The following is a 21,106-nucleotide window of genomic DNA, read 5'->3' on the forward strand; positions in this document are numbered from 1 at the left end:
GAGCGTGTCCACGGCCACCATCTCCACCATCACCGACAGCGTGATGGACGGGATGGCGGAATGGGCCAACCGCCCGCTGGACCGCGTCTATCCGGTCCTGTTCGTGGACGCGATCAACGTCAAGATCAGGGACGGGCACGTCGCCAACCGCCCGGTCTACGTCGTCATTCACGGACCTGAAGAACCGGGGCCTGGAGGACGTCCTGATGCTGGTCTGCGACGGGCTGAAGGGCCTGCCCGAAGCGGTGGAAGCCGTCTGGCCCCGGACAGTTGTCCAGACTTGCGTAGTTCATCTCCTGCGAAACAGCTTCCGCCACGCGGCCCGCCAGGACTGGGACAAGATCGCCAAGGCGCTCCGGCCCGTCTACACGGCCCCGAACGAAGCGGCCGCCACCGAGCGGTTCAGCGAGTTCCAGGAAGCCTGGGGCAAGAAGTACCCGGCGATCATCCGGCTCTGGGAGAACGCCTGGGCCGATTTCGTCCCCTTGCTCTCCTTCGACGTCGAGATCCGCAAGGTCATCTGCTCGACGAATGCGATCGAGAGCGTGAACACCCGGATCCGCAAAGCCGTCCGGGCCCGCGGGCACTTCCCCAACGAGACCGCGGCCATGAAGTGCGTCTACATGGCGCTCACGTCCCTGGATCCGACCGGCAAGGGCCGCAAGCGCTGGACCATTCGCTGGAAGGCACCCCTGAACGCCTTCCAGATCGCCTTCGAAGGCCGGCTCACCCCGGCCGCTTACTGACCCCAACAAAACTGGATCAGCCGTTTACTGGACACACCCCCAACTGAAGGGCCAGAACTCAACATTTTCAGCAGTCTTCTAGACGGTTAATCAGCCATCGCCGGTGAAGGACCGGATGTCATCCAGCGCATCCTCAGCACGCCCACCGAGAATTGGGTCAGCCAGTAGCTTTTTGAGAACTTTGGCCAATTCGCTACCGGCCGCCCCGTGAATCCGCGCAACATGGCCCATGCACGTGACCGCCAACGCTCTCAGCTGTGGCTCATTGCCGAACTCCACACAAGCGAGCAGGATTCCTTCAATCCGCGTGCGATCCGGCTCATCATAGGTCAGCTCCAGCAGTGCCCGGGACGAGATCGCAACATCTGCGCTCGCCAAACCGGACGCCATCTCACTGCGCCAGACGGCCAAGCGCTCGGCTTCGCCGCTCATGGAAGCTCGATATCTCCGTTTCGAATCCCTTTTTTTAGGGGCGAATTCACCTTGGCCATACCAGGATCCTTTCCAATATTAGTCCGCACATGGCCATGGTAGACCTCATTCACGCCACCCCTGACGGTACAGCCACAGGGGACCTCTGCGGTCCGATCGAGAATAACGGTGTCACCGTTCGACGGATCGACTCCCACACGACGCGGGGACGTTGGTTTTATTTGCACCGAATTATCCAGGGCGCCCTGCCTGTCCGCAGGCTCGGCACTATTCTCTCCGCGCGAGCTACCCTTCGCCTCCGCCTTGTGCTTCCCGCCTGCCTCATACACCTGCTCACCACAGTTGTGCACCAGCACAGGGATCTCGGCAGCGAGCACATAGTACGTGTGGAGTTTCGTGATCGTGAGTTTGAACGCCGACTGCGGCCCGGCCTGGCAGCTCCCCCGCGGAGGGGATGCTACGACCGCCGTAGCATTCATCGAAGAGCGCCAACATCGTGAGGAGCCCTGAGGCGCTTTCCACTACAGCCTCGGGCCGTCGCTGCACCCGACCTTGCAGGCCGGTAAGACACCGAGGGCCCCGCACGACGTGCGGGGCCCCCCTGGTGCGACTAGGAGGTCGCGTCGCGATCCTGGCCTCGAACTGCCATGAACTGGATCACTGGGCCATCTTCACTCGACTCAGAAGTGACCGAGAAATCGACCCCGGGAAATTCTTCTCGAAGTCTTATCCTCCAGCATCCCGCAATGGCTTGTGCCACTGCTATAGCAGCAGAGTGCTCTTCTCCAGAATCGCCGTGGTCGAACAGTCGCCAGAGGTTGAATCGATTGAGTGTCGACTCGATCCGTTCGCGATCACCACCGAGTTCAAGCCACCAGGACTCGAAAACGCTGGGATCAAAACTCCTCTCCCATAGGAAGCAGCCGTTGACTTCGATGAAAACCGGACAGAAGACCTCGGAGATCGAGATCCAATCCGCGAGAGAAAGTCTCTCGGACAAGAAATCGACAAAATCGGGTGAGCCCCCGTAATCCTCACTCCAGGCTCGCACGTCTGGATAGTCATTGGCTCTTATCTCACGGACCACTCGGATACTCCTCGGGACGCAGCGGGCGCGGCATCTTATCCCAGACCGGGAACTCCTTGCCTGCCGGGTTGGTGTTGATATGCATCTCGAGCGCGTGTGGAGCCGGAATTCCCGCGTGTGGCTTCGAAAGCGGATCGAGGTCGACCCGCTTGGCGAGCCTCCCCACGTCGTCGTACTCCGCGTAGGCAGTCACGGTGCCATCGGTCTTCTGACGGTAGACAACCTCGTTGGGCACCCCCTTGTTGTCGAACCGTCCACTGACTCGCCGGGCAGTGGAAAGGTCAAGCTGCTTAGACGCCGGGGTACAGGTGCAACTCGCCTCGTGGCCAGGCTCGGAGCCTCCGCAATTGTGGACGAGGACCGGTGCAGTCCCCGCCAGCACATAGTACGTGTGGAGGTTGGCGATGGTGAGGTCGTGTGTGACCGCGTTCCGGTGGTAGTTGCGGACGTCGGTGATGGTTGCTGTGCCACCGTCGAGGGTGTGGACCTTGTCGCCGGCGGTGAGGTCGTGGGCGTCGGTCCAGCGGGCGGTGGTGACGTTCCAGAAGGGGTGGTGCCAGGTGGTGGTGAGTGTGGTCTGCGGGTCTCCGTTCTGGTTGTGTCCGGTCTGGTCGTTCTTGATGGTCAGGTCGGTGAAGTCGTGGTCGTCGAGGGTGGTGATGGTGTTGACGACCGGTTCGGGCCGGGTGACTCCGGTCTGGGGGTCGGTGGCCGCGACGTTGTCGCCTTCTTGCAGCTGGTCGATGGCCTTGGTGGTGCCGTCGGCGAGCTGGACCTGGGTGCCGGGTAGGAAGCTGTGCAGTGGGCAGGACGAGGCGGAGTCGTCGGCCTTGGTGGTGGAGGGGCCGTCGGTTTTGGCTGGTGCGTCGTCGGCGGCCTTGGCGGCTGCTTGTTCTGCTTCGGCTGCTTCCTTCTCGGTTTTGCGGGCGATGCTGAGGGCGTTTTCGGCTTCCTTGGCGGTGCGTTCGGCGCCTCGGATGGCGCTGTAGGCCTTTTCGCCTTCCTTCCAGAGTTTGAAGGCCTTGATGCCGATCTTGACGGCCTTGAAGACCTTGGCCCAGGGGACGAAGTTGAGGGCGGTGTTGACGCAGCCCATGACGTCGCCCTTGGTGAAGCAGTCGCGGGCGTCGTTGAAGCCGATCAGGTCGCCGACGACGTCGACGATCTTGCTGATGAGTTCCTCGCGCTGCTGCTTGGCCTTGGCGAGGGCTTCGTCGGCGGCCTGCTTCTGGCGCAGGGCCTGTTCGGCTGCCGCTTGCTTGGCGGAGTGGTCGGTGCTGGTGGTGGGAGTGCTGGTGCCGGAGCTGCCGCTACCGCCGCCACCGCCACCACCGCCTTCGGCCTTGAGGAGCGCGGCGGGGGACCAGCATCGTCCGTTGTCGTCGGGGATGCAGGTGCCGGAGGCGTCCTCGTGGTCGATGGGGTTGTTGTTGGCGTAGGCGTAGCCGTTCCAGGACTGTGGGTCGCCTTCGTTGAAGATCGGGTCGACGGACAGGAATCGGCCGGTCTTCGGGTCGTATTGTCGGGCACCGAGGTTGGTGAATCCGGTGCCTTCGATGGTGCCGCCGACGAAGCCCTTGTCGCCGGCCCAGACGCCGTTGCCGGGCTGGGTGCCGCGCGGGTTGCCGAACGGGTCGGTGGGGCGCCGGACCACGGTCAGGGTCGCGGCGTCCATCTGGACGCCGTTGGTGCCGTGGGGGTCGGAGGCCTGGATGTAGAGCTTGCCGCCGCCGGGCGCGGTGGTGCGGGTGACGGTCAGGCCGCCGGGGGCGCCGTAGTAGCGGGTGTTGGACAGGGCGTGGGTGTTGGTGTCGAGGGTGACCTCGTCCGTGCCCAGGTTGATGGTGACCTTGCCGGTGCTGCGCCGGATGAGCTGGTTGCCGTCCGCGCCGTAGACGTAGGTGGTGTCACCGGAGGTGCCGGTGTCGTGGACCTTGGCGAGGTTGCCCTCGGTGTCCCAGGTCAGGGTCTTGGTGCCGGCCGTGTCGGTGATCGAGGTGGTGTTGCCGGCCTCGTCGTAGGTGGACGTGGCGACGGTGCTGGTGCCGTTGACCGTGGTCTTGGAGGTCAGCAGCGCGTGCGGACCGCCTGTGCCGACACCGTCACTGGTCTTGGTGTTGGGACCGGTCGCGAAGGTCTGGTCGACCGTCTTGTCCTTGGTCGTCAGACCGGCGGTGTCGTGCTGGACGAGCTTCTTGCGGTTGCCGGTGAGGTCGTGGGTGTAGGACTGCCAGTACGGTGCGGGTCCGCCGATCCGCGCGGTCGCGGTGGCGGCGGTCGGCTCGACCGGGTTGGTGCAGCCGCCGATACCCGGCACCGACGGTGCGGCGGCGACGGTGGTGGTGCCCTTGTCCGTCCAGGCTGCGGACAGGCGGCCGAGGTAGTCGTAGGTGAAGCACTGCAGGTCGGTGTTGGTGCCGTCCTGCACGGTCTTCACCGAGGTGATGGAACCGGCCTTGTTGTAGGTGTAGTTGGCCAGGTCGACGTGGGTCGTGGTCGCGGTCTGCTTGTCAAGGGTGGACTGCGTGACCCGGCCGGTGGCCGCGTCGATGAGCTGGGTGGAGACGACCTGCTTTCCGGACTCACCGACCGTGGTGCGGGTCGGGCGGCCGAACGCGTCGTACTGCATGTCCTGGACGTAGTAGTCCAGGCCGCTGGATGTGGTGAAGTTGCCGTCCACGTCGTAGGAGTTGCCGACGGTCTCCTCTGCCAGACCGGCCAGCGCCGGCATGGTCAGGTACTCCGGCAGGCCCAGCACCGGGGTGTAGGCGGTGGACCAGTTGTAGGTGCCGGCCAGCTCCGCCTCGCCTGTGACGGACGGGATCGTCATCGACGTACCGGTCGGCCGGTAGCCGATGTCGTAACCGGTCACCTTGCTGGTGTAGGCCAGACGCGGCGTGCCGTTCACGTAGCGGGTGGAGGAGTCCGGCTTGCCCTTGGCGAGGGTGTCGTACGCCCAAGCGGCGGTCTGCTTGCTGGTGTCGGTGGTGTTGGTGCCGTCGAACTGTCCGGTCTTGCGGCCGAGCAGGTCGTAGGTGAAGCTCGTCGACTTGCCGCGCGCGTCCGTCACCGAGGCGACGTGCCCGGCCTGGTCGTAGACGCTGGTCGAGGTGCCGACGTCCGGGTCGGTGCTGCTGACCGTCTGCCCCAGCAGGTCGTAGCTGTACGTCCACTGGTGCGGCGGGTTCGAGGAGTCCTTGCGCCAGGTCGGCTTGCCCGCGACGTCGTACCCGTACGTCGTCGCATCGTATGCCCCGGTCGGGGTGTTGGCCTTGTACTGGCGCGTCTCGACGGCGGCACCGGTGGCGTCGGTGATCACCGTGGTCGCGTACCCGCCGGTCGGCGGAGTCGTGTCGGTCCGCTCGGCGCCCGCGTAGGCGACCGACGTACGCCACTGCTCCTGCGCGTACGACATGAACTTGCTGGCCGTCACCCGGCCCAGTCCGTCGTACTCGTTCCACGTCTGCGAGGGGACCTGCGAGTCCTGCGGCAGGAACACCGTCGAGATCGGGCCCGAGGCACCGTTGTAGTACGACGGCGTCGACTTGATCTGCCAGCCGTGCGAGTCGAACACCGCCTCCGAGATCAGCCGGCCGACCTGCCCGTAGGCGGGCATCGCCTGCGACTGCCGCACCCGGCCCAGACCGTCATAGATCTGGATGCTCTTGGCGTAGGTGCCGTCCTCGCGCAGGCTCTCGCTGGTGACGATCGACGGTGAGGCGGTGCCGTTCAGCGCGTACGTGAACTTGCGGTTCGGCGTCTGCGTGCCGTCGGTCGCCGCCGGGTCGCGGCCAGGCAGCCACACTCCGGTCAGCCGGCCGAGCGCGTCGTACGCCTCCCGCGTGATGCGGCCGTTCTCGTCCACAGCCTTGGTCGGGACACCGCGCCCCGGGTCCATGTACGTGGTCGACTTCCAGCCCAGCGGGTTGGTCACGTCCAGCTGCGAGGGCAGTTCACCGGTCGCCGGTGTGTACACCGTCGTGGTGGTCGCCCCGTTCGGGTGGCCGGTGTCCTTGCGGTTCGGGTCCGTGGTCGAGACCTGACGGCCGTACGTGTCGAACGAGGCCTGAGCGGTGATCCGGTAGTTCGGCGCGTTGTTCGCGCCGTAGGACTCCAGCACCCGGGTCTCGGTCTGGTTCGCCTCCGTACCGATCGACTGCAGCGGCTGGCCGTCGTAGTAGGTCAGCGCGTCGGCGATGGTGTTCGCCGCGGTCGGCGTCTGATCGCACGCACCTGCCAGGGTCAGGATCCGGTACGGCATCTCCATCAGGATCGCGTTCGCACCCGACGCGTAGCTGGTGGTGGTGCACTGGCGCTGCGGCAGACCCGGCAGCGAGGTGTCACCCAGCACGTCCACCGTCACCGAGCGGCCCGCGTGGTCCTCGTCGTAGGTGGCGTTGCGTTCGGTCGTCCGCCAGGTCGTGCCGTCCGACAGCAGCGAACGGGTCTTGACCTGCGCGGTGTTGATGTACCTGGCGGTCACCTTCGGCAGGCTGCCGGCCTGCGTGTGCGTTGCGGTGATCTTGGAGAGCCACGGCGTGGTCAGCTCACCTCCGACGACCTTCGCGCCCGCGGCGTCGGATTCGAAGTTCTGCGTCTCGCGGACGAAACCGGCCAGCTCCTCGACATCGGTGATCGAGCCGCCCCATGTGTCGGAGACCTGCCCGCCCATCCCGCGCAGGAACGTCGCCACGGACTTGGTCTTCGCACCGTCCGACCCGCTACCGGTGGTCGTGGCGACCGTCTGGTAGCCGCGGAAGTTGTCGTACGTGCGGGTGTCGTCGTCCGCGAACTCCGACTCGTTGCGGTGCCACGCGGCCCCGCCACCGTAGGTGTACTCCGTCTGCTTGGCGACCGTGCCCGACGTGACCAGCGACTCCTCGCTCACCGAGGACACCAGGACCTTGTGGAACCAGTCGTCGACCGGCTTCGTACCGGCCGGGGAGCCCGGCGGCACCCACTTCACCGGCATGCAGGCCATCGTGTTCGACGACTCCGAGGCCGGCATCGTCCCCGCCGTGCGCGAGCACTCCACCGCCCGGTAGCGGATGTTGATCCGCCCGCCCGTCTCGGTGGTGATCTCCGACATGCGCGGCCGGTTGAACTGCGGTGCCGCCGGCACCAGACCGTCCACCCGGTTCGCCATCTGCATCGCCTTGAACGACACCGCCGGCAGCGAGATGCCGCTCTGGCCGTTCTTGCCGGTGCGCTGGATCGAGTTCAGCCACAGCGTCGGCGACGTGCCGTCACCCGGGTCCGAGAACACATGGTTGAGTGCCCACGTGTCCACCACCCGTGCCGCACCGCCCACATACACGGTGGTCTCGACCTTCGTCAGGCGCTTCGACGTCCAGAACGACGGCCCGTAGTTCGTGCAGGTGCCCGTCGATTCGCACGCCTGGTCCAACGGCGTGTCCGGCCAGTACGACTGGTTCGCCACCACACGCTGAGCCGACGTGCACGTGATCGACCCCGACGCGAAGCACCGCTCCGCAGTCGTGAAGTTGATCTTCGAGGCGGGGTTGCCCGCGCCCTTGGAGGCAATCTGGTCCGCGAGGCGCAGACCGTACTGGATCTCCGAGACGGTCGAGTAGCGCTCGTAGTACGTCAGCGTTCCGGTGCCGTTGTTCTGGCCGCCGCCACGGGAGTAGTAGTTCCCCTCCTTCGCGTACTTGTACTTGATCAGGTTGCCGTGCAGATCCACGATGTAGTCGAGGTTCCACTGCCAGCCCATGAAGCAGTTCGACGCCAGGCCTGCCGAGGAGCTGTAGCACGGATCCCCCGCATGCGGGTGGTACACCGACACCCGGTTCACCGAGTTCGTCGCCGCGTCCGTGCCGTCGCCGCCCGGAATGTGGTTGGCGCCGAAGTAGTACTGCGTGCCGTCCGAGGTGGTGACCTTGAAGCCCTCACCGTTCCAGGCGCCGTTGTTCAGCCCCGTCAGCGGCGTGACCTGCGTACCGTCGTCACCCTGAAGCCGCAGCCCACCGGTCGTGTCGTCCTTGACGACCATGCCCGAGTGACCCGCCAGGTTCAGCTGCAGCGACTGACCCGCCCAGCACTCGTCGCCCGACATGTCGATGCCCGACTTGGCACACGGCTTGTAGGAGCGCGAGATCGAACCCGCCGAGTAGTCCCAGCCGTCACCGACCCACGAGGACTGCGAGTTGTTCGCGGCCGTCCGGCCGTCCACCGACGACGAGTCGTAGCCCAGCATCACGCTCGGCGCCGAACCGCCCACCGACGTCGGCATGTCGAACGTGTACGAGTACGTGAAGTTGCCCGAGTTCGAACCCGCACTCCACTGCGCGGACGGACCGATCGGTGACGCCGAGAACGAACCCATCGAGCCCGACGGCGCCGCCTGCGCGGCCAGCACCATCGCACCCGACGACGTCGCCGCCGTCTGCTCCACGAACGCGGCCTGGACGACCGCACCGGTGCCGGACTTGGCCACCGCGTTGGTGGTCTGCGTGCCATCGGCTGAGGCCTGGGGCAGCTGCACGTCCGCCGTCAGCCGGCCCGAACCCGTATCCAGCGAGGACGGCACCAGCGTGCTCTTGCGGCACTCCGGCTTGTCCGGCGTGGTCAGCGCACACGCCGGGAGCTGCACCAGGCGCGCGCGGTCCGACCACGGCGCGGATCCGGTCAGCGCCTTCACATCCAGAGATACCTGAAGCGGATGGCCGGCCTGCGCCGAGCCACCCGCTCCCTCCAGCTTCACCACCGGACCCGACGACCCGGCGGCCTGCGAGTTCGCCGCATCCAGCACGTCGACCCTGATCGACGGCGTGCCTGCGGCCGAGTCCTTCGCGCCACCGCGGTCGGACAGGAACACCGGCAGGTCGCCGGCCTGCACCTGCGCGTGCCCGCCCGAAGCCGGAGCCGCACCACCCGAAGACTTCCGCGCCGCCAACTGCTCCGGCGACACCCCGGTCACGGCGACCGTCGCAGACCCGGACTTCACCGCAGCCGGCGTGGAGGGCTTCCACTCCCGCGGAACACCGCCCCCGCCACTGCCGCCGGTCTTGTCCTCCGACCGGCCCTGCACCGACTTCGTCTTCTCCAACGGCGTGTTCGGCGGAGTCCACACCTTCGGCGTCTTCCCGGCGAACGCCGGCGGTGCCACCAACAACGACGCCAACACAGCTACGAGCGTCAACAACCCCACCCCGCGCGTCTGGCCTCTCAGCCAACGCCAGAGCGGGGAGCGCATGCGCCAAGCCCCCACAGATAACTCCCTAGTAAATGGAAGAAAACGCACAAAAGACGTCCCGACACCAATCGGGACGCCCTCTCAACCTGTGCATTAGTCGACACAGAAACTAGAGAACATCGCTCACTCGCCACCACCCTTCACCAGGTAACTTAACCATCCCGTGACCGATCATCATCACCAAATCCACCCAACAACGGACAACCGTCCGGAACCTGCGAATAACTGCGCCCCGCCACCCGCAAAGGGGCAACGGGGTGCAGTTGGATCGAGGGCTCAACAGGCCCTCGGACGGTGCTGTTCAGTTGCCAGAGGACGGCAAGAGCACATTTACGGCGTTCTTGACCGATTTATGCCGCCCTGGCGGCGGGGCGCCGGCTGCGGATTTCATCTGGGCGTCCCCAGTCGATTGGCATGGGCCGTCAGCTTCCGGTGTCGACGCAGGGGTTCCGTCTGGTAAGTCCGGACTTCACCCCTCCGAGGCGAACACAGAACCGGGCATGTTGGCTCTTGTCGCCCTCTCAGGCGACGACGCCGGTGGTCCGCCAGCGCTGTGCGTACGACTGGTTGCAGTCGTAGATCCACAGCTGGGTGCCGTTGGCGGTGTTGCCGTTCGGGATGTCGAGGCACTTGTTGGAGTTGGGGTTGTAGAGCGAACCGTCCGGACGGACGACCCACTGCTGCGACGGGCCGCCGTGGCAGGTCCACAGCTGAACCTTCGTGGTGTTGACGGTTCCTGCGCCGTTGACGTCGAGGCAGCGGGTCTTGAGCTTGATCGTGCCGTTCGACTGGGCAGTCGCGTTCTGGGTGGTGGTGCCGTTGCAGTCGTAGACCTGGATCGCGGTGCCATCGGCGTCCGTGCCTCCGGCGACATCGACGCACTTGTTGGTGGTGAGGCTGACGCCGACGTTGGCTGAGACGTCCGCGACGATCGCGCCGGTGGTGCTGGCCGCGTCGGTCGGGAAGTCGTACACGACGATGTCGCTGACGCTGCCGTTGAAGGACGAGACGTAGGCGCCGGCGTTCTGGTAGTTGCCGACGACCAGCTGGCCGTTGACGCCGAACTTGCCGCTGTGGATGGCGCTTCCGGCGAGGGTGCCGTTGACGTACAGCGTCATCACGGCGGTGCCGGCGTTGTAGCTGACGGTCAGGCGGTCCCAGCGGTCCTTCTGGAAGCGGGCGGCGTTGGTGGCGCTCGACGAGGTCATGTCGTAGTTCCAGCTCGCGTTATCGCTGGTCGCGAGGGCGAAGTGCCAGTTGCCGTCCTTGTCGGGCCAGAGGATGAAGCCGCTGGAGGCGGTGCCCTTGGTCGAGAGGACCGGGCCCTGCAGGCTGCCGTCGGCGTTGCTCGGCTTTGCCCAGACGGTGGCGGTGAAGGACTTGTTGGTGTCGACCGTGAACTTGGAGTTGGCGGCCGGATAGTCGATCACCGAGCCGGGGTCCGGATCGGCCGACGTGGCCTTGCCGGCGAAGTGCGCAACCACGGTGCTCTTGCCGTTCACGGTCTCGGTCGGGAAGGTGACCGGGGCGCTCGGCGTCGGGTTGTACTTGCTGTAGACGTCCCAGACCGTGGCGTTGTCCAGCTTGAACCGGTCGACAAAACGACGGGTGTCGCCCTGGTCGGCGGCGGTGCTGCTGAAGCTGGTCACGGCGGTGGCGGAGGTGCCGCCGGTGGTGACGCCGGGCCAGACCTTCAGGTGGTTGGCGCTGTCGATGGTCCAGAGGTCGGTGGTGCCGTCCTTGTTGGCGTCACCGCTGGAGCCGATCCTGGGGTAGGTGGTGGTGGTGAACTTCTTGGTGCCGACGACGCGGGCGTTGGTCAGCGGGTCGGTCAGGTTGGTGAGGTCCAGGGTGCGGTCGGCCTTGAGCTTGAGGTCGTAGGCGCGGATGGTGCCATCGGACTTGTCACGCGTCCACAGGGTCGGCAGGGAGTAGCCGGTCGTGGTCTGGTCGGCGTTGGTGACGGTGATCAGGCCGGCGGCGACGCCCGGGTTGATCAGCTCGTAGTTGTCCCAGTTGGCGGAGGAGACCTTCACCGCCGGGGCGTCGAGGTGGTTGGTGGTGTTGGGGCGGTAGAGCCAGAGGTTTCCGCTTTCGACGGTGAGGACCGCGGTCTGGTTCTTCCGGACGATGCCGTCACTGGTCTTGAGGCCGACCGTGGGCGCGCCGAACGCCACGACCTGGGTGAGGTTCGACCAGTTGGCGGTCCAACCCGCGGGGGCCGGAGTGACGGCGTTGCCGTTGAGGTCGGCCCAGGTGCCCGGCTTCGCGAGCGACTGGGGCGACTTGAAGGTGCCGTTGCCCTGGTTCTCGTACAGGTAGAGGTTGTTGGCCAGAGGCGCGCCCGCGACGACCGCGTTGGTCCAGACGAACGAGTCGTCGACCGCCATCGAACGCAGGGCGCCGCGATGGGTGGTCTTGACGGTGAGGCCGCCTGCCGGGTCGTCCTTCCAGGTGCTGCTGCCGGGCGCGAGGCCGAGCGGGGCCGCCTGGGCGGTGGTGGCGTCGTTGTCCAGCGTCATGACGCGGAGGTTGCCCAGGTCGTCGGGGAGCAGGATGTCGCCGCGGCCGTCGCTGGTCAGGTCACCGGGGGTGCCGGTGCCGATAGCCGGGTCCCAGGGGGCGTAGAAGGTGTAGGGCAGCGGCTGGCTGTAGTTGCCGGCCACGTCCATCGCCTGCACGAAGACGGTGTTGGTGCCCCAGAGCGTCGGCTTGAAGTCGAAGGTGCCGTTGGCGCTCTTGACGATGCCGCCATTGGCGTCGCTCGCGTCGTTGCAGGTCCAGCCAGTGACGGCGGTCGGGTTGGTGCTCCAGCGGATGCAGGCCACACCGGAGGCGTTGAGGCCGCTCGCCGGGGCCGGGTCAGTGCCCGTGACGGTGAAGGTACCCGTCTCCCGGACCTTCTTGGCCGGGGTGGCGTTGAGCGTGCCGCTGGCCGGGAAGTCGGTGGACGTGATGCTCACCTGCGGCGGGGTCTTGTCGACGCGGAAGTAGCACCACGGGGTGTCACCGGAGTTCAGCGAACCGTCGGTGGCATTGGCGGTCCAGCCGTACTGGTGGCCGTCGGTCAGGTTACCCACCGAGACGGTGACGGAGCCGTAGCTGCCGGTCCAGCCGGTCTGCGGAAACAGGCTCCAACTGCCGTTGTTGTCGTCCCAGACGTGGAACGTGGTGTTCAGGCCAGCACCGATCGGCGACCAGTTGCTGGCGTTGAGGTAGACGTACTGGTTGGCGCCCACCCAGCCAGGCGCGTACCAGGCGCTACCGCCCGGGGTCACGCAGTCGTTGTGCTGGGTGCCGAAGGCCGGGTCGTTGATGTAGCCCGGGGCCGGCGTGGTACGCGGGGACCAGATGGTCGGCGCGATGTCGTAGTACGTGACGACGTGCGGATTGGCGCCGAGGTGGTGGCGCAGCAGCTTGTCGTACTCGTTCTCGGCCGAGAACCCGATGGTCCAGTTCGGGATCCTCTCGTTGACGATCTTCTGCATCCACCACGCGACGTCGTACGCCATCGTGCCGGTGCCGGTGATGTCGTAGTTCCCGGCCCAGGTGCAGCCGACCATCTTGCCGTTGGTGCCGCAGGGCTGGTTGTTCCAGGTGGTGGTGCCCTGGAAGGCCGGCGCGCTGTAGACGTTGATGGTCGACTTGGTGCCCGGCGAGGCGGCGCCGGTCACGTCGACGTACAGGGTGGAGCGGTTGATCTTGGCCGTGCCGTGGCCGTCGCCCTCGAAGAGGCCGGACGGCGTGGAGAGCTGGTAGTACGAGCGGTAGCGGCCGTAGCCGGTGCAGTCGGAGTAGCCGCAGTAGCCGACACCCAGGTCGTTCAGGGTGTTGACGTTGGCGGTGTCCGGGTGGTTCTCCTGGACCTGGGCGTTGACCTGGCGGCCGTTGTCGACGCTGGCCTCGGGGTCGAGGTACCAGGGGCCGGTGCCCTTGCCGAAGGTGGTCGGGTCCGGGGTGAGGACCAGTTCGGAGTCGGAGGCGGCGACCTTCATGGCGGAGACCGTGGCGCCGGCGCCGGGCTGCTTGGTGGTCGACGTGTCAGCCTCGGCCTGCTGGTCGACGGCGCCCGGCGCGGCGAAGAGGGACTTCGGCGCGCCCTGCCCCGACTCGACGACCGGGGATGGGGCCGGGGTCGGGGTGGAGTCCCACTGGAACGGGGTCGGGGCGTGGACCCGCACCTTGCCCTTGTCGTCGGTGAGCGAGACGTTGCCCGCGGCGTCCGTGGCGACCTTCAGACCGGTGGTCTGCAGCGGGAAGTGCAGGGTCGCCAGCCGCGGGTCGGCGGCGGCCTGCGGGGTCTTGACGACGATCACGTCGCGCCAGCCGCCGTCCGGGCGGGCAGTGACCTCGAGGTCGACGTCGGGGAGCACCGAGGCGTAGGTGGCGGTGGAGCCGCTCAGCGTCGGCTTGGGGAGGGCGAACGGCGCGCCGATCGAGAGCTTCTTGCCCTCGGCGGTGGTGATGGTGGCGAGCGGGCCGGTGCCGCCGCCGGAGAGGACCAGGTCAGAACCGGTCAGCGCCGGGGTGACCGTGCCGTCGGCGCCTGCCCTCAGCGTGGCGTCAAGCGTCTCCCACGTGCCGTTGCGCTTGGTGCGCACATCCTGGGCACGCGCGTCGGAGGAGAGCGTGTGCCCGTCCGGGTCGGCGAAGGTCTCGGTCGTCTCGGTGGTGAGCGCGTCGATGGCCACCGGCTTGCCGGTGGTCGCGGCCTTCGCGAAGGCGTCGCGAATCGCCTTGGTCTTCGCGGAGTCGGCTGGCTTCTCCGCCTCCGCCGAGGTGTTGGTACCGGTGCTCGGGGTCGGCATCGGCGTGGCGAGGGCCCAGGCGACGGGCGAGGACAGGGCTGCGAGGACGAGCGCGGTGGCCGCTGCCACCGTCGCCCGCCCGACTATGCCCCGGTCACTGCGAGAGGGCCGGTGAAGGCCTCTCGGTGAGGTCGTTTCGGACATTGCTTGTGCGGTTCCCTCCGACAGGGCTGCCACTTTCGGGCAGGCGTTCGGTCAGGAACGATGCAGCCTTGGTGAAGAAGGGGTCAAGCCGCATAGACGGATTGTCCGACGTTGTCCGAAATGGTCACGACAGGGCATGGATGATATGTCATCAAAATGTCGATGGAAGGGGATCTGTAGTCTTCTGCCTGCGGTGTTATGAAATCCGTGAACGCACCATGAACCCATTACGAACGCAGTCGGCGTACAGGCGTGCACTACACCGACAGATCATGCAACTGGCCGCGCTGTTTCATAGCGATGGCCTACTGAGTGCGTGCCCGTGATGTCGCTTTCGCCGGTTCCTGGAGACAGAGTCAGGTAGGGCTGCGCGTCGGCTGTTGTGCCGAGGACACCGGGTTCCACGGGCCCGGAGACTGCGGGCGTCCTCCTCTTGATCGTCGAGGGCAGTCGGTCAATCCGGACTGGTGCCCTTGGTCGACGCGGACAGTGAGGCGGGCGGCGCAGGTCTCGAGTCGACCGCGCAGGACGACGCGGACGGCGGCTGCCTGGTTGACCGGGGGTACGCCTGGGTGATGTTGTCGATGAGCCTGGTGGTGTCGGCTCCGGAGCGTCGCATGTCCGTCAGGACGGGGCTGTGCGTGTACTCGGCCCGGGTGATCTGTCTCCACACCAGCACCGTCGCCGTCAGCCGCCCGTCCTCCCCGGCCATCCGGGAGAACCGCGGGCCCAGATCGTCGAACAGTTCGACCCGGTGGCCGGCGGGCATCTGCCAGTAGGCGAGCACCGATCGGCGCCGCTCGTAGTCGGTGCGGGCTTCGTCTTCGTACAGGAGGCGGGCGATGTTCTCGACCCGGGTCTCGAACTCATGCCACAGGGTGCCGGCCGCCATCTGGGGGCGGAGCTTGTTCATGGTGCTCATCGCCTTCTCGGGCGGGCCGCCGAACCGGCGGGCACACTGGGGGCAGGAGCCGCCGACCGCCATCTCGGCGAGTTTGAGGCTGGCGGCCCGGCACAGGTGCGTGTCCGCGTCGGTCCTGTCCGGCGAGTACATCGAGTTGCCACTCCCACGTGAACCCCAGAGTGCCACTGGACGCCTCTCCTGCGGATGTCGAGGAGTGCCTGGGGAATCCGAGCGGGAACACGCCCTGCGTGGATACGGCCCGGACCGGTGCGGAGATGCTCCTACCGAGGTGATCAGGGCTGTGAGCTGCGGCTTGTCTAACTGCCGCCTGTCAGGTCCCGTTCCTGACGGGGGAGTTGAGGCACTACCTTCCTTCACTCCCTGGGGTGGATTTGTGACCCTGAGTTAGGAGCCCGGGGTTCAAGGTCACTAAGGTCACCTGCTGTGGCTTCCATGGTTTCTTGGGCCGAGGCCCTCACCCACCATTCCCCACCCGGTCTCCTCGCCTTGCTGGAGCGGGAGCGGAAGGCTGCCGAGGAGCGGGTCCGCACCCTCGGCGCGATGATCGACACCGTCCGCGAGGTCGTGGACAGCGAACCGTTGTGGCGCACGATCACCCTTCCCGGACCACTCTCCGCTCCCACCTCACCGATGTCCGCGGCCGCCGAAGCCCCCGAACCCGCTGCGGCCGGCGGTACGGCGTACGGGCCGGAGCGGACCCCAGGAGACGGAGTGCTTCCCCTGCCAGGAGTCGAGACCGCTGGCGCTCCGCATGGCGACGACCGTGCCGAGCGGCTGGCGGCGCAGGCCGACCACGCCCTTGGCGCCATGGCGGGCACCGGACTCGGCGGGTTCTCCCCGGAGGGCGAGGACACGGTGGCCGGGCAGCCGACCAAGCGGGAGCGGGTGATCGCGTTGATGCTGGACGCGCCGAACCGCTGGTGGTCGGCGCTGGACCTGTGCGCCAAGTTGGGCATCCCCGGCCAGCGCCGCATCCGACCCGCGCTCAACACGATGATCCGCAACGGTGAGCTGGTGCGACGCAAGGAACCGGGCAAGAAGCACGTCTACTACCGGCTGGCCCCGCAGAGCGCCGAGGGGGTCCAGGTGAGCGGGTAGCCGCACAAAAGCAGGCAGGTCCGGGATAGAGCCCCGGACCTGCCCCAAATTGCAACCTTCACCGAAGAGAAGTGGTTTCCATCAGGGTCAAGTCGCCCTGCGAGCTTAGCAATCCGCGCCACCGCGGATCGCTCGCCGGCCGCGACTGTCACCCGAACGTGTGCCCCAGTCCGGGGCATTGGACGGTTCGCGGTCTTGTGTGCTCATTTCACGACCGGTCATGGTCGTTTGACGACGCGTCACGCGTCAGTTCACCCCTGTCTGATCTGCGGGGCCGCAGTGGCGGCACGGCCACAGGCCGACCTGGAGTCCGTCCTCCAGGCGGGCGACCGCGCCGAAGTCCGGCAGGACCGTGCCACGCAGGGTGCGCTCCACGGTGCGGCGGTTGACGCCGATCGTCTTCTCGATCTTCAGCGGGTTCAGGCCCCGTTCGGCTATCACGCGCTTGAGACGCTGCGCGAAGATCTGCCCGTACCGGGCGCTGACCGGGGCGTCCTCCCGCAGCCGGCCCTCGGGCCAGACTCCGTGGACCAGGTAGAGAGCGGGGGCTTCATCGCGTTGACTGCGCGGCATGGCCCCACCGTAGCCGGGACCGCCACAGGCCCAGGTGTGCCTGAGATCACATCCCGGCCTTTCGCGTTCGCCTCACCCGTGACAGCAACCCTTCTCAATGATGGTCTTGTAAGACCACTTCGAGTGTGGGAGGGCCGGTACGGGTGCCGCGGGACCTGGTCATGGGCGGGCGCGTGGTGAGCACCGTCGCTTCCGCGATCGCCGCGTACGAGCCCAAGAAACTGACCGGCGACCAGTGGCAGGAGGTCGCCGCGCTGACGCGGGCCACCGTCACCGCGTTCCGTCCGGACTCGCCCTGGGCGGCGGTCCAGCACATGACCACCGTGGCCCACTTCTGCGCCTGGGCCTGCTCGGTGTTCCTGCCCCTGGACACCGAGGCGCTGTTCCACCCCGACGTGGTGGACCGCTACGTCGCCACTGGCATGCCTCACCTCAAGGACACCTCCCGCGGCACGCACCGCTCGCGCCTGACCTCCGTCGCCCGCGCCGTCACCCGCCGCGCCCCCTGGCCACCAGAGCCCGAGACGATCTCCCGCAACCGGCTCTCCCCTCCCTACACCGGCCCCGAGGTCGCCGGGCTCCTGGCCTCGGCCCGGCAGCAGAAGACCCCGCGCCGCCGCCGGGCCGCCCTTGGACTGCTCGGCGGCGGCCTGGGCGCCGGACTCATCGGCGGCGAGCACCTCGTCTTCACCGGCGCGAACGTGACCACCACCGCGGCCGGCGTCACCGTGATCGCCCTGGCGGGCAGCAGACCACGCGAGATCCCGGTCCTGTCCGCCTACGCGCCCCTGGTACGCACCCTCGCCCGCCGCTACCCGGACGAACCCCTGGTCGGACCGGTCCTGGCGACCGGAAAGAACCGGCTCGGCAACCTCGCCGCCAGCATCGAGATCCCCTCCCGCCTACCCGCTCTGAGCACCTCCAGGCTGCGGACCACCTGGCTGGTCACCCACCTCGACGCCGGCACCCCGCTGCCCGAACTCCTGACCGCAGCCGGGCTGAACTCCACCGGCAGCCTCATCGACCTCATCCCCCACACCACCCCGCTCCCCAAGCAGCAAGCCGCCCTGCGCCTCGCCCAGGCGCTCACCCAGCCGCCGACCGGCCAGCGGTGAACCCCACCGGCTCCACGGGCGAACCCAAACCCCTGCCCCGCCACCGCGCGGTGCGGCCGATAAGCGAGAGTCAGCTGCTGCGGCGCGCCCAGCACCTCATCGACGCCAGCGGGCTGCTGCCCGCCGCCGAGGCGATCCTGCACGCCCCCACCGGAACCCCGCGCCTCTTCCCGGCCCGCGCCCTGCTCACCGGCCTGGCCCTGCACGCCCTACGGCAGGAGGAGATGCACCTGACCAAGGTCACCGCCACCCTCTCCCAACTCTCCCCATCGGCCCAACAGGCCCTGGGACTAGCCGACTTGGGCGACGAAGGGGTCAGCTACCGGATGGTCTGGCACGCCTACGACAGGCTCGTCACCGCTCTGGAGACAGGCACCCTCACCGTTCCGCACAACCACCCCGGGCCCTTTGCCGACTACCGGACCGGAGAGCTCCTCTGCCCCCGGGACTGCCCGCAGGCCACGATCACCCCGGACGCCTTCCAGCAGCGCCTCCTCGCCGCCTCCATCCCCGCGGGCGTGACCTTGTCCTCCTCGGTCGCGATCGACTCCACCGACTACGAGACCTGGGCCCGCCGCCGCTCCTGGTCCACTACGCCCGACGTCGACCCCGACCACCTTCCCACCGAACCCCGCAAGAAGAGCAGCGGCAAAGACGGCAAGGACGGGAAGCGGGACCGCCACCCGGCCAACGAGCCCGGCTGGCCGCGCACCGGCCACGACGGCCGGGCCCAGAACACCCTGGACCGCGACGCCCGCGACGGCTACCGCTCCGGCACCAACCTCACCCCGGGCGGAATCTTCTGCGGACACGACCTCCACCTGGCCGTCAACGCCCGCACCCTCGGCGCCGAAGAGGTCCCCTTCCTCATCCGCGGCATGCGCCTGTCCCCAGCCGGATCCCACAAGGGCCAAGCCGGACTCGCCACCCTCGACCAGACCCGACAACATGACGCCTCCCGCGCCCAGCAACCCGCCGTACGGGACGTACTGATCGACCGGGGCTACTCCTACTGCACCCCCAGAAGCCGGGCCCACCCCGTGCGCCTGCGCGGCATCGAGCCCGTCTTCGACCTGCACCCCAACCAGCGCGGAACCCACCCCGGCCCCGTCGCCGGCACCGTCGTCATCGACGGCACCGTGTTCACCGACGCCCTCCCCGAGCAACTGCACGACCTGCCCGGATTCCGCATCGGCATGCCCAGAGAAGAGAAACTGGCTCTGCACGCCCGCTACGACCAGCGCGCGGTCTACGCCTTCACCCCGCACAGCGCCCGCGACAGCGACGGCTACCAGCGCCTGAAAGGCCCCGCCCTCGCTGGACGCCTGCGCTGTCCCAACGCCCCCGCCTCCCTCCGCCTGCCGCACATCCGCCCCACCACCGGCTGCCGCCACGGCACCCCCTGCGGCTGCGGAAAGACCCTCACTCTTCCCCCAGACACCCTGGCCTGGACCTGGCAACGCCACATCTGGGGCACCACCGACTGGGCCCGCGACTACGGCCGCCGCGCCGCCGTCGAGTCCTCCAACGCCGAGATCAAAATCCACCGCGCCCACCTGGACCGCGGCCACACCCGCGTCTTCGGCACCCTCAAGAACGCGATCCTCATCGCCTTCACCCTCGCCGCCGTGAACATCCACCTCCTACGCGACTGGCACGCCAAACGTCGCCGCCCCGACCCCTGGGCCACCCTCCTCGGCGAAACCACACCCGCCCCAACCAGCATCCCCAGCCAGCGCACCCGCACCCGACGCCGCACCACCAACCTCAGCGAACTCGCCGGCGCAGCACCACCCGGCTGAACAACACAGCCGCACACCCACCACCACCGCCCGCAACAGCGACGGCGTCAGCCTGCCCGAAAACACCCAACCCACAGCTCCAGCAAGCGGGACCCACCCCGAACCGCAAGCCCGACGACCGGACAACGCTCCCGAGACACCCCGGGCACCCCAAACACCACCCGCCCCAGCCACATCCCCGAACACAACGACAGAACCCCCGGCTCGGATTTCTCCGAACCGGGGGTTCTGTCAATCTACCTGGTGTAGTTCTGTGAACTACCCCTGGTGCGCGAGGGGGGAGTTGAACCCCCACGCCCTTTCGGGCACTGGAACCTGAATCCAGCGCGTCTGCCTATTCCGCCACCCGCGCATGGGTGTCGCCGTAAGTTCTTCCGGCTGGCTCGACCTGAGTCTCGCTGGCCTTCCGTCCGGCTGCCTTGCGGCTGCCCCTTCCGACGTGGAAAACATTAGCACGACCTGCGGGTGAGCTACGAATCCCTTCCCGCGGCAGTCCGCAACCGGAGCGCGGCAGTCGGCGGAGCACCCCAGCCAGCGGCCGGTCGGGTGCAGGCGAACGGGTGAGCGAGGGGTGAGCCCGGGGCGGCCCGGGTAGCCCTGGCTTGCGGCCCGCCGTGCCCGGGGAACCGTACGGATGGCCCCGGCGTGGATACGATCAGCACGGAAGTACCGCTGTCGGACCCGAACAGCGGCCGGATCGAACGCCCTAGGAAGGGGGTGCCCCAGTGGGAGTACTGAAGAAGTTCGAGCAGCGACTCGAAGGCCTCGTGAACGGCACCTTCGCCAAGGTGTTCAAGTCCGAGGTCCAACCCGTGGAGATCGCGGGCGCGCTCCAGCGCGAGTGCGACAACAACGCCACCATCTGGAACCGCGACCGCACCGTGGTGCCGAACGACTTCATCGTCGAGCTCAGCCCGCACGACCACGAGCGGCTCAGCCCCTACTCGGGCCAGCTCGGCACCGAGCTGGCCGGGATGGTGCGCGAGTACGCCGAGGCGCAGCGGTACAGCTTCATGGGACCGCTGCAGGTCAGCCTGGAGAAGGCCGACGACCTCGACACCGGGCTCTACCGGGTGCGCAGCCGCACGCTGGCCGCCGAGCAGCCGCCCGCGGCGCCGGCCCCGCCCGCCGCCGGCCCCGGTGCCCCGCCCGGGTACGGG

Annotated in this window: 10 protein-coding genes, 1 tRNA gene and 1 pseudogene; 5 read left to right on the forward strand and 7 right to left on the reverse strand. The window is 67.7% G+C overall.

Going from position 1 to position 21,106, the window contains the following annotated elements; all coding sequences use genetic code 11:
- Positions 1-4: 4 nt before the first annotated feature.
- Positions 5-746: pseudogene (locus ACXJMZ_RS24000) on the forward strand (IS256 family transposase).
- A 90-nt stretch (positions 747-836) separates the two neighbouring features.
- Here the strand turns inward: ACXJMZ_RS24000 and ACXJMZ_RS24005 are convergent.
- The 5 genes from ACXJMZ_RS24005 to ACXJMZ_RS24025 all read right to left on the reverse strand — a co-directional run bounded on the left by ACXJMZ_RS24005 (position 837) and on the right by ACXJMZ_RS24025 (position 15,487).
- Positions 837-1,178 carry a hypothetical protein gene (locus ACXJMZ_RS24005; RefSeq protein WP_457032118.1) on the reverse strand — a complete coding sequence of 114 codons (342 nt, stop codon included), beginning with the start codon at positions 1,176-1,178 and terminating at the stop codon, positions 837-839.
- A gap of 610 nt (positions 1,179-1,788) precedes the next feature.
- Entirely contained in the window at positions 1,789-2,265 is a 477-nt protein-coding gene (locus ACXJMZ_RS24010; RefSeq protein ID WP_457032119.1) for a hypothetical protein, read from the reverse strand.
- Positions 2,255-9,436 (reverse strand): RHS repeat-associated core domain-containing protein, encoded by a 7,182-nt coding sequence (locus ACXJMZ_RS24015; protein ID WP_457032128.1) that lies wholly within the window; start codon positions 9,434-9,436, stop codon positions 2,255-2,257. The genes ACXJMZ_RS24010 and ACXJMZ_RS24015 overlap by 11 nt, the downstream gene beginning before the upstream one ends.
- Positions 9,437-10,002: 566 nt before the next feature.
- Positions 10,003-14,358, reverse strand: a complete 4,356-nt coding sequence (locus ACXJMZ_RS24020) for a ricin-type beta-trefoil lectin domain protein (RefSeq protein WP_457032120.1) — start codon at positions 14,356-14,358, stop codon at positions 10,003-10,005.
- Between the two features lie 529 nt (positions 14,359-14,887).
- Positions 14,888-15,487 carry a hypothetical protein gene (locus ACXJMZ_RS24025; RefSeq protein WP_457032121.1) on the reverse strand — a complete coding sequence of 200 codons (600 nt, stop codon included), beginning with the start codon at positions 15,485-15,487 and terminating at the stop codon, positions 14,888-14,890.
- 303 nt (positions 15,488-15,790) lie between these two features.
- On the opposite strand from ACXJMZ_RS24025, the gene ACXJMZ_RS24030 reads away from it, so the two are divergent.
- Positions 15,791-16,456: a hypothetical protein gene (locus ACXJMZ_RS24030; protein ID WP_457032122.1), complete on the forward strand. Its 666-nt coding sequence runs from the start codon at positions 15,791-15,793 to the stop codon at positions 16,454-16,456.
- A gap of 246 nt (positions 16,457-16,702) precedes the next feature.
- On the opposite strand, the gene ACXJMZ_RS24035 is transcribed toward ACXJMZ_RS24030, so the two are convergent.
- Positions 16,703-17,029 carry a helix-turn-helix domain-containing protein gene (locus tag ACXJMZ_RS24035; RefSeq protein WP_457032123.1) on the reverse strand — a complete coding sequence of 109 codons (327 nt, stop codon included), beginning with the start codon at positions 17,027-17,029 and terminating at the stop codon, positions 16,703-16,705.
- A gap of 176 nt (positions 17,030-17,205) precedes the next feature.
- Here ACXJMZ_RS24035 and ACXJMZ_RS24040 point away from each other — a divergent pair, with 176 nt between their 5' ends.
- Positions 17,206-18,144, forward strand: coding sequence for a hypothetical protein (locus ACXJMZ_RS24040; RefSeq protein WP_457032124.1), 939 nt, complete (start codon positions 17,206-17,208; stop codon positions 18,142-18,144).
- A 50-nt stretch (positions 18,145-18,194) separates the two neighbouring features.
- Entirely contained in the window at positions 18,195-19,946 is a 1,752-nt protein-coding gene (locus tag ACXJMZ_RS24045; protein ID WP_457032125.1) for a hypothetical protein, read from the forward strand.
- Positions 19,947-20,211: 265 nt separating this feature from the next.
- Here ACXJMZ_RS24045 and ACXJMZ_RS24050 read toward each other — a convergent pair.
- Positions 20,212-20,298, reverse strand: a tRNA-Leu gene (locus tag ACXJMZ_RS24050).
- A gap of 373 nt (positions 20,299-20,671) precedes the next feature.
- On the opposite strand from ACXJMZ_RS24050, the gene ACXJMZ_RS24055 reads away from it, so the two are divergent.
- The coding region (locus ACXJMZ_RS24055) for a DUF3662 domain-containing protein (protein WP_457032126.1) at positions 20,672-21,106 on the forward strand (435 nt) is incomplete at its 3' end.

The sequence above is a fragment of the Kitasatospora sp. P5_F3 genome (assembly GCF_054049135.1).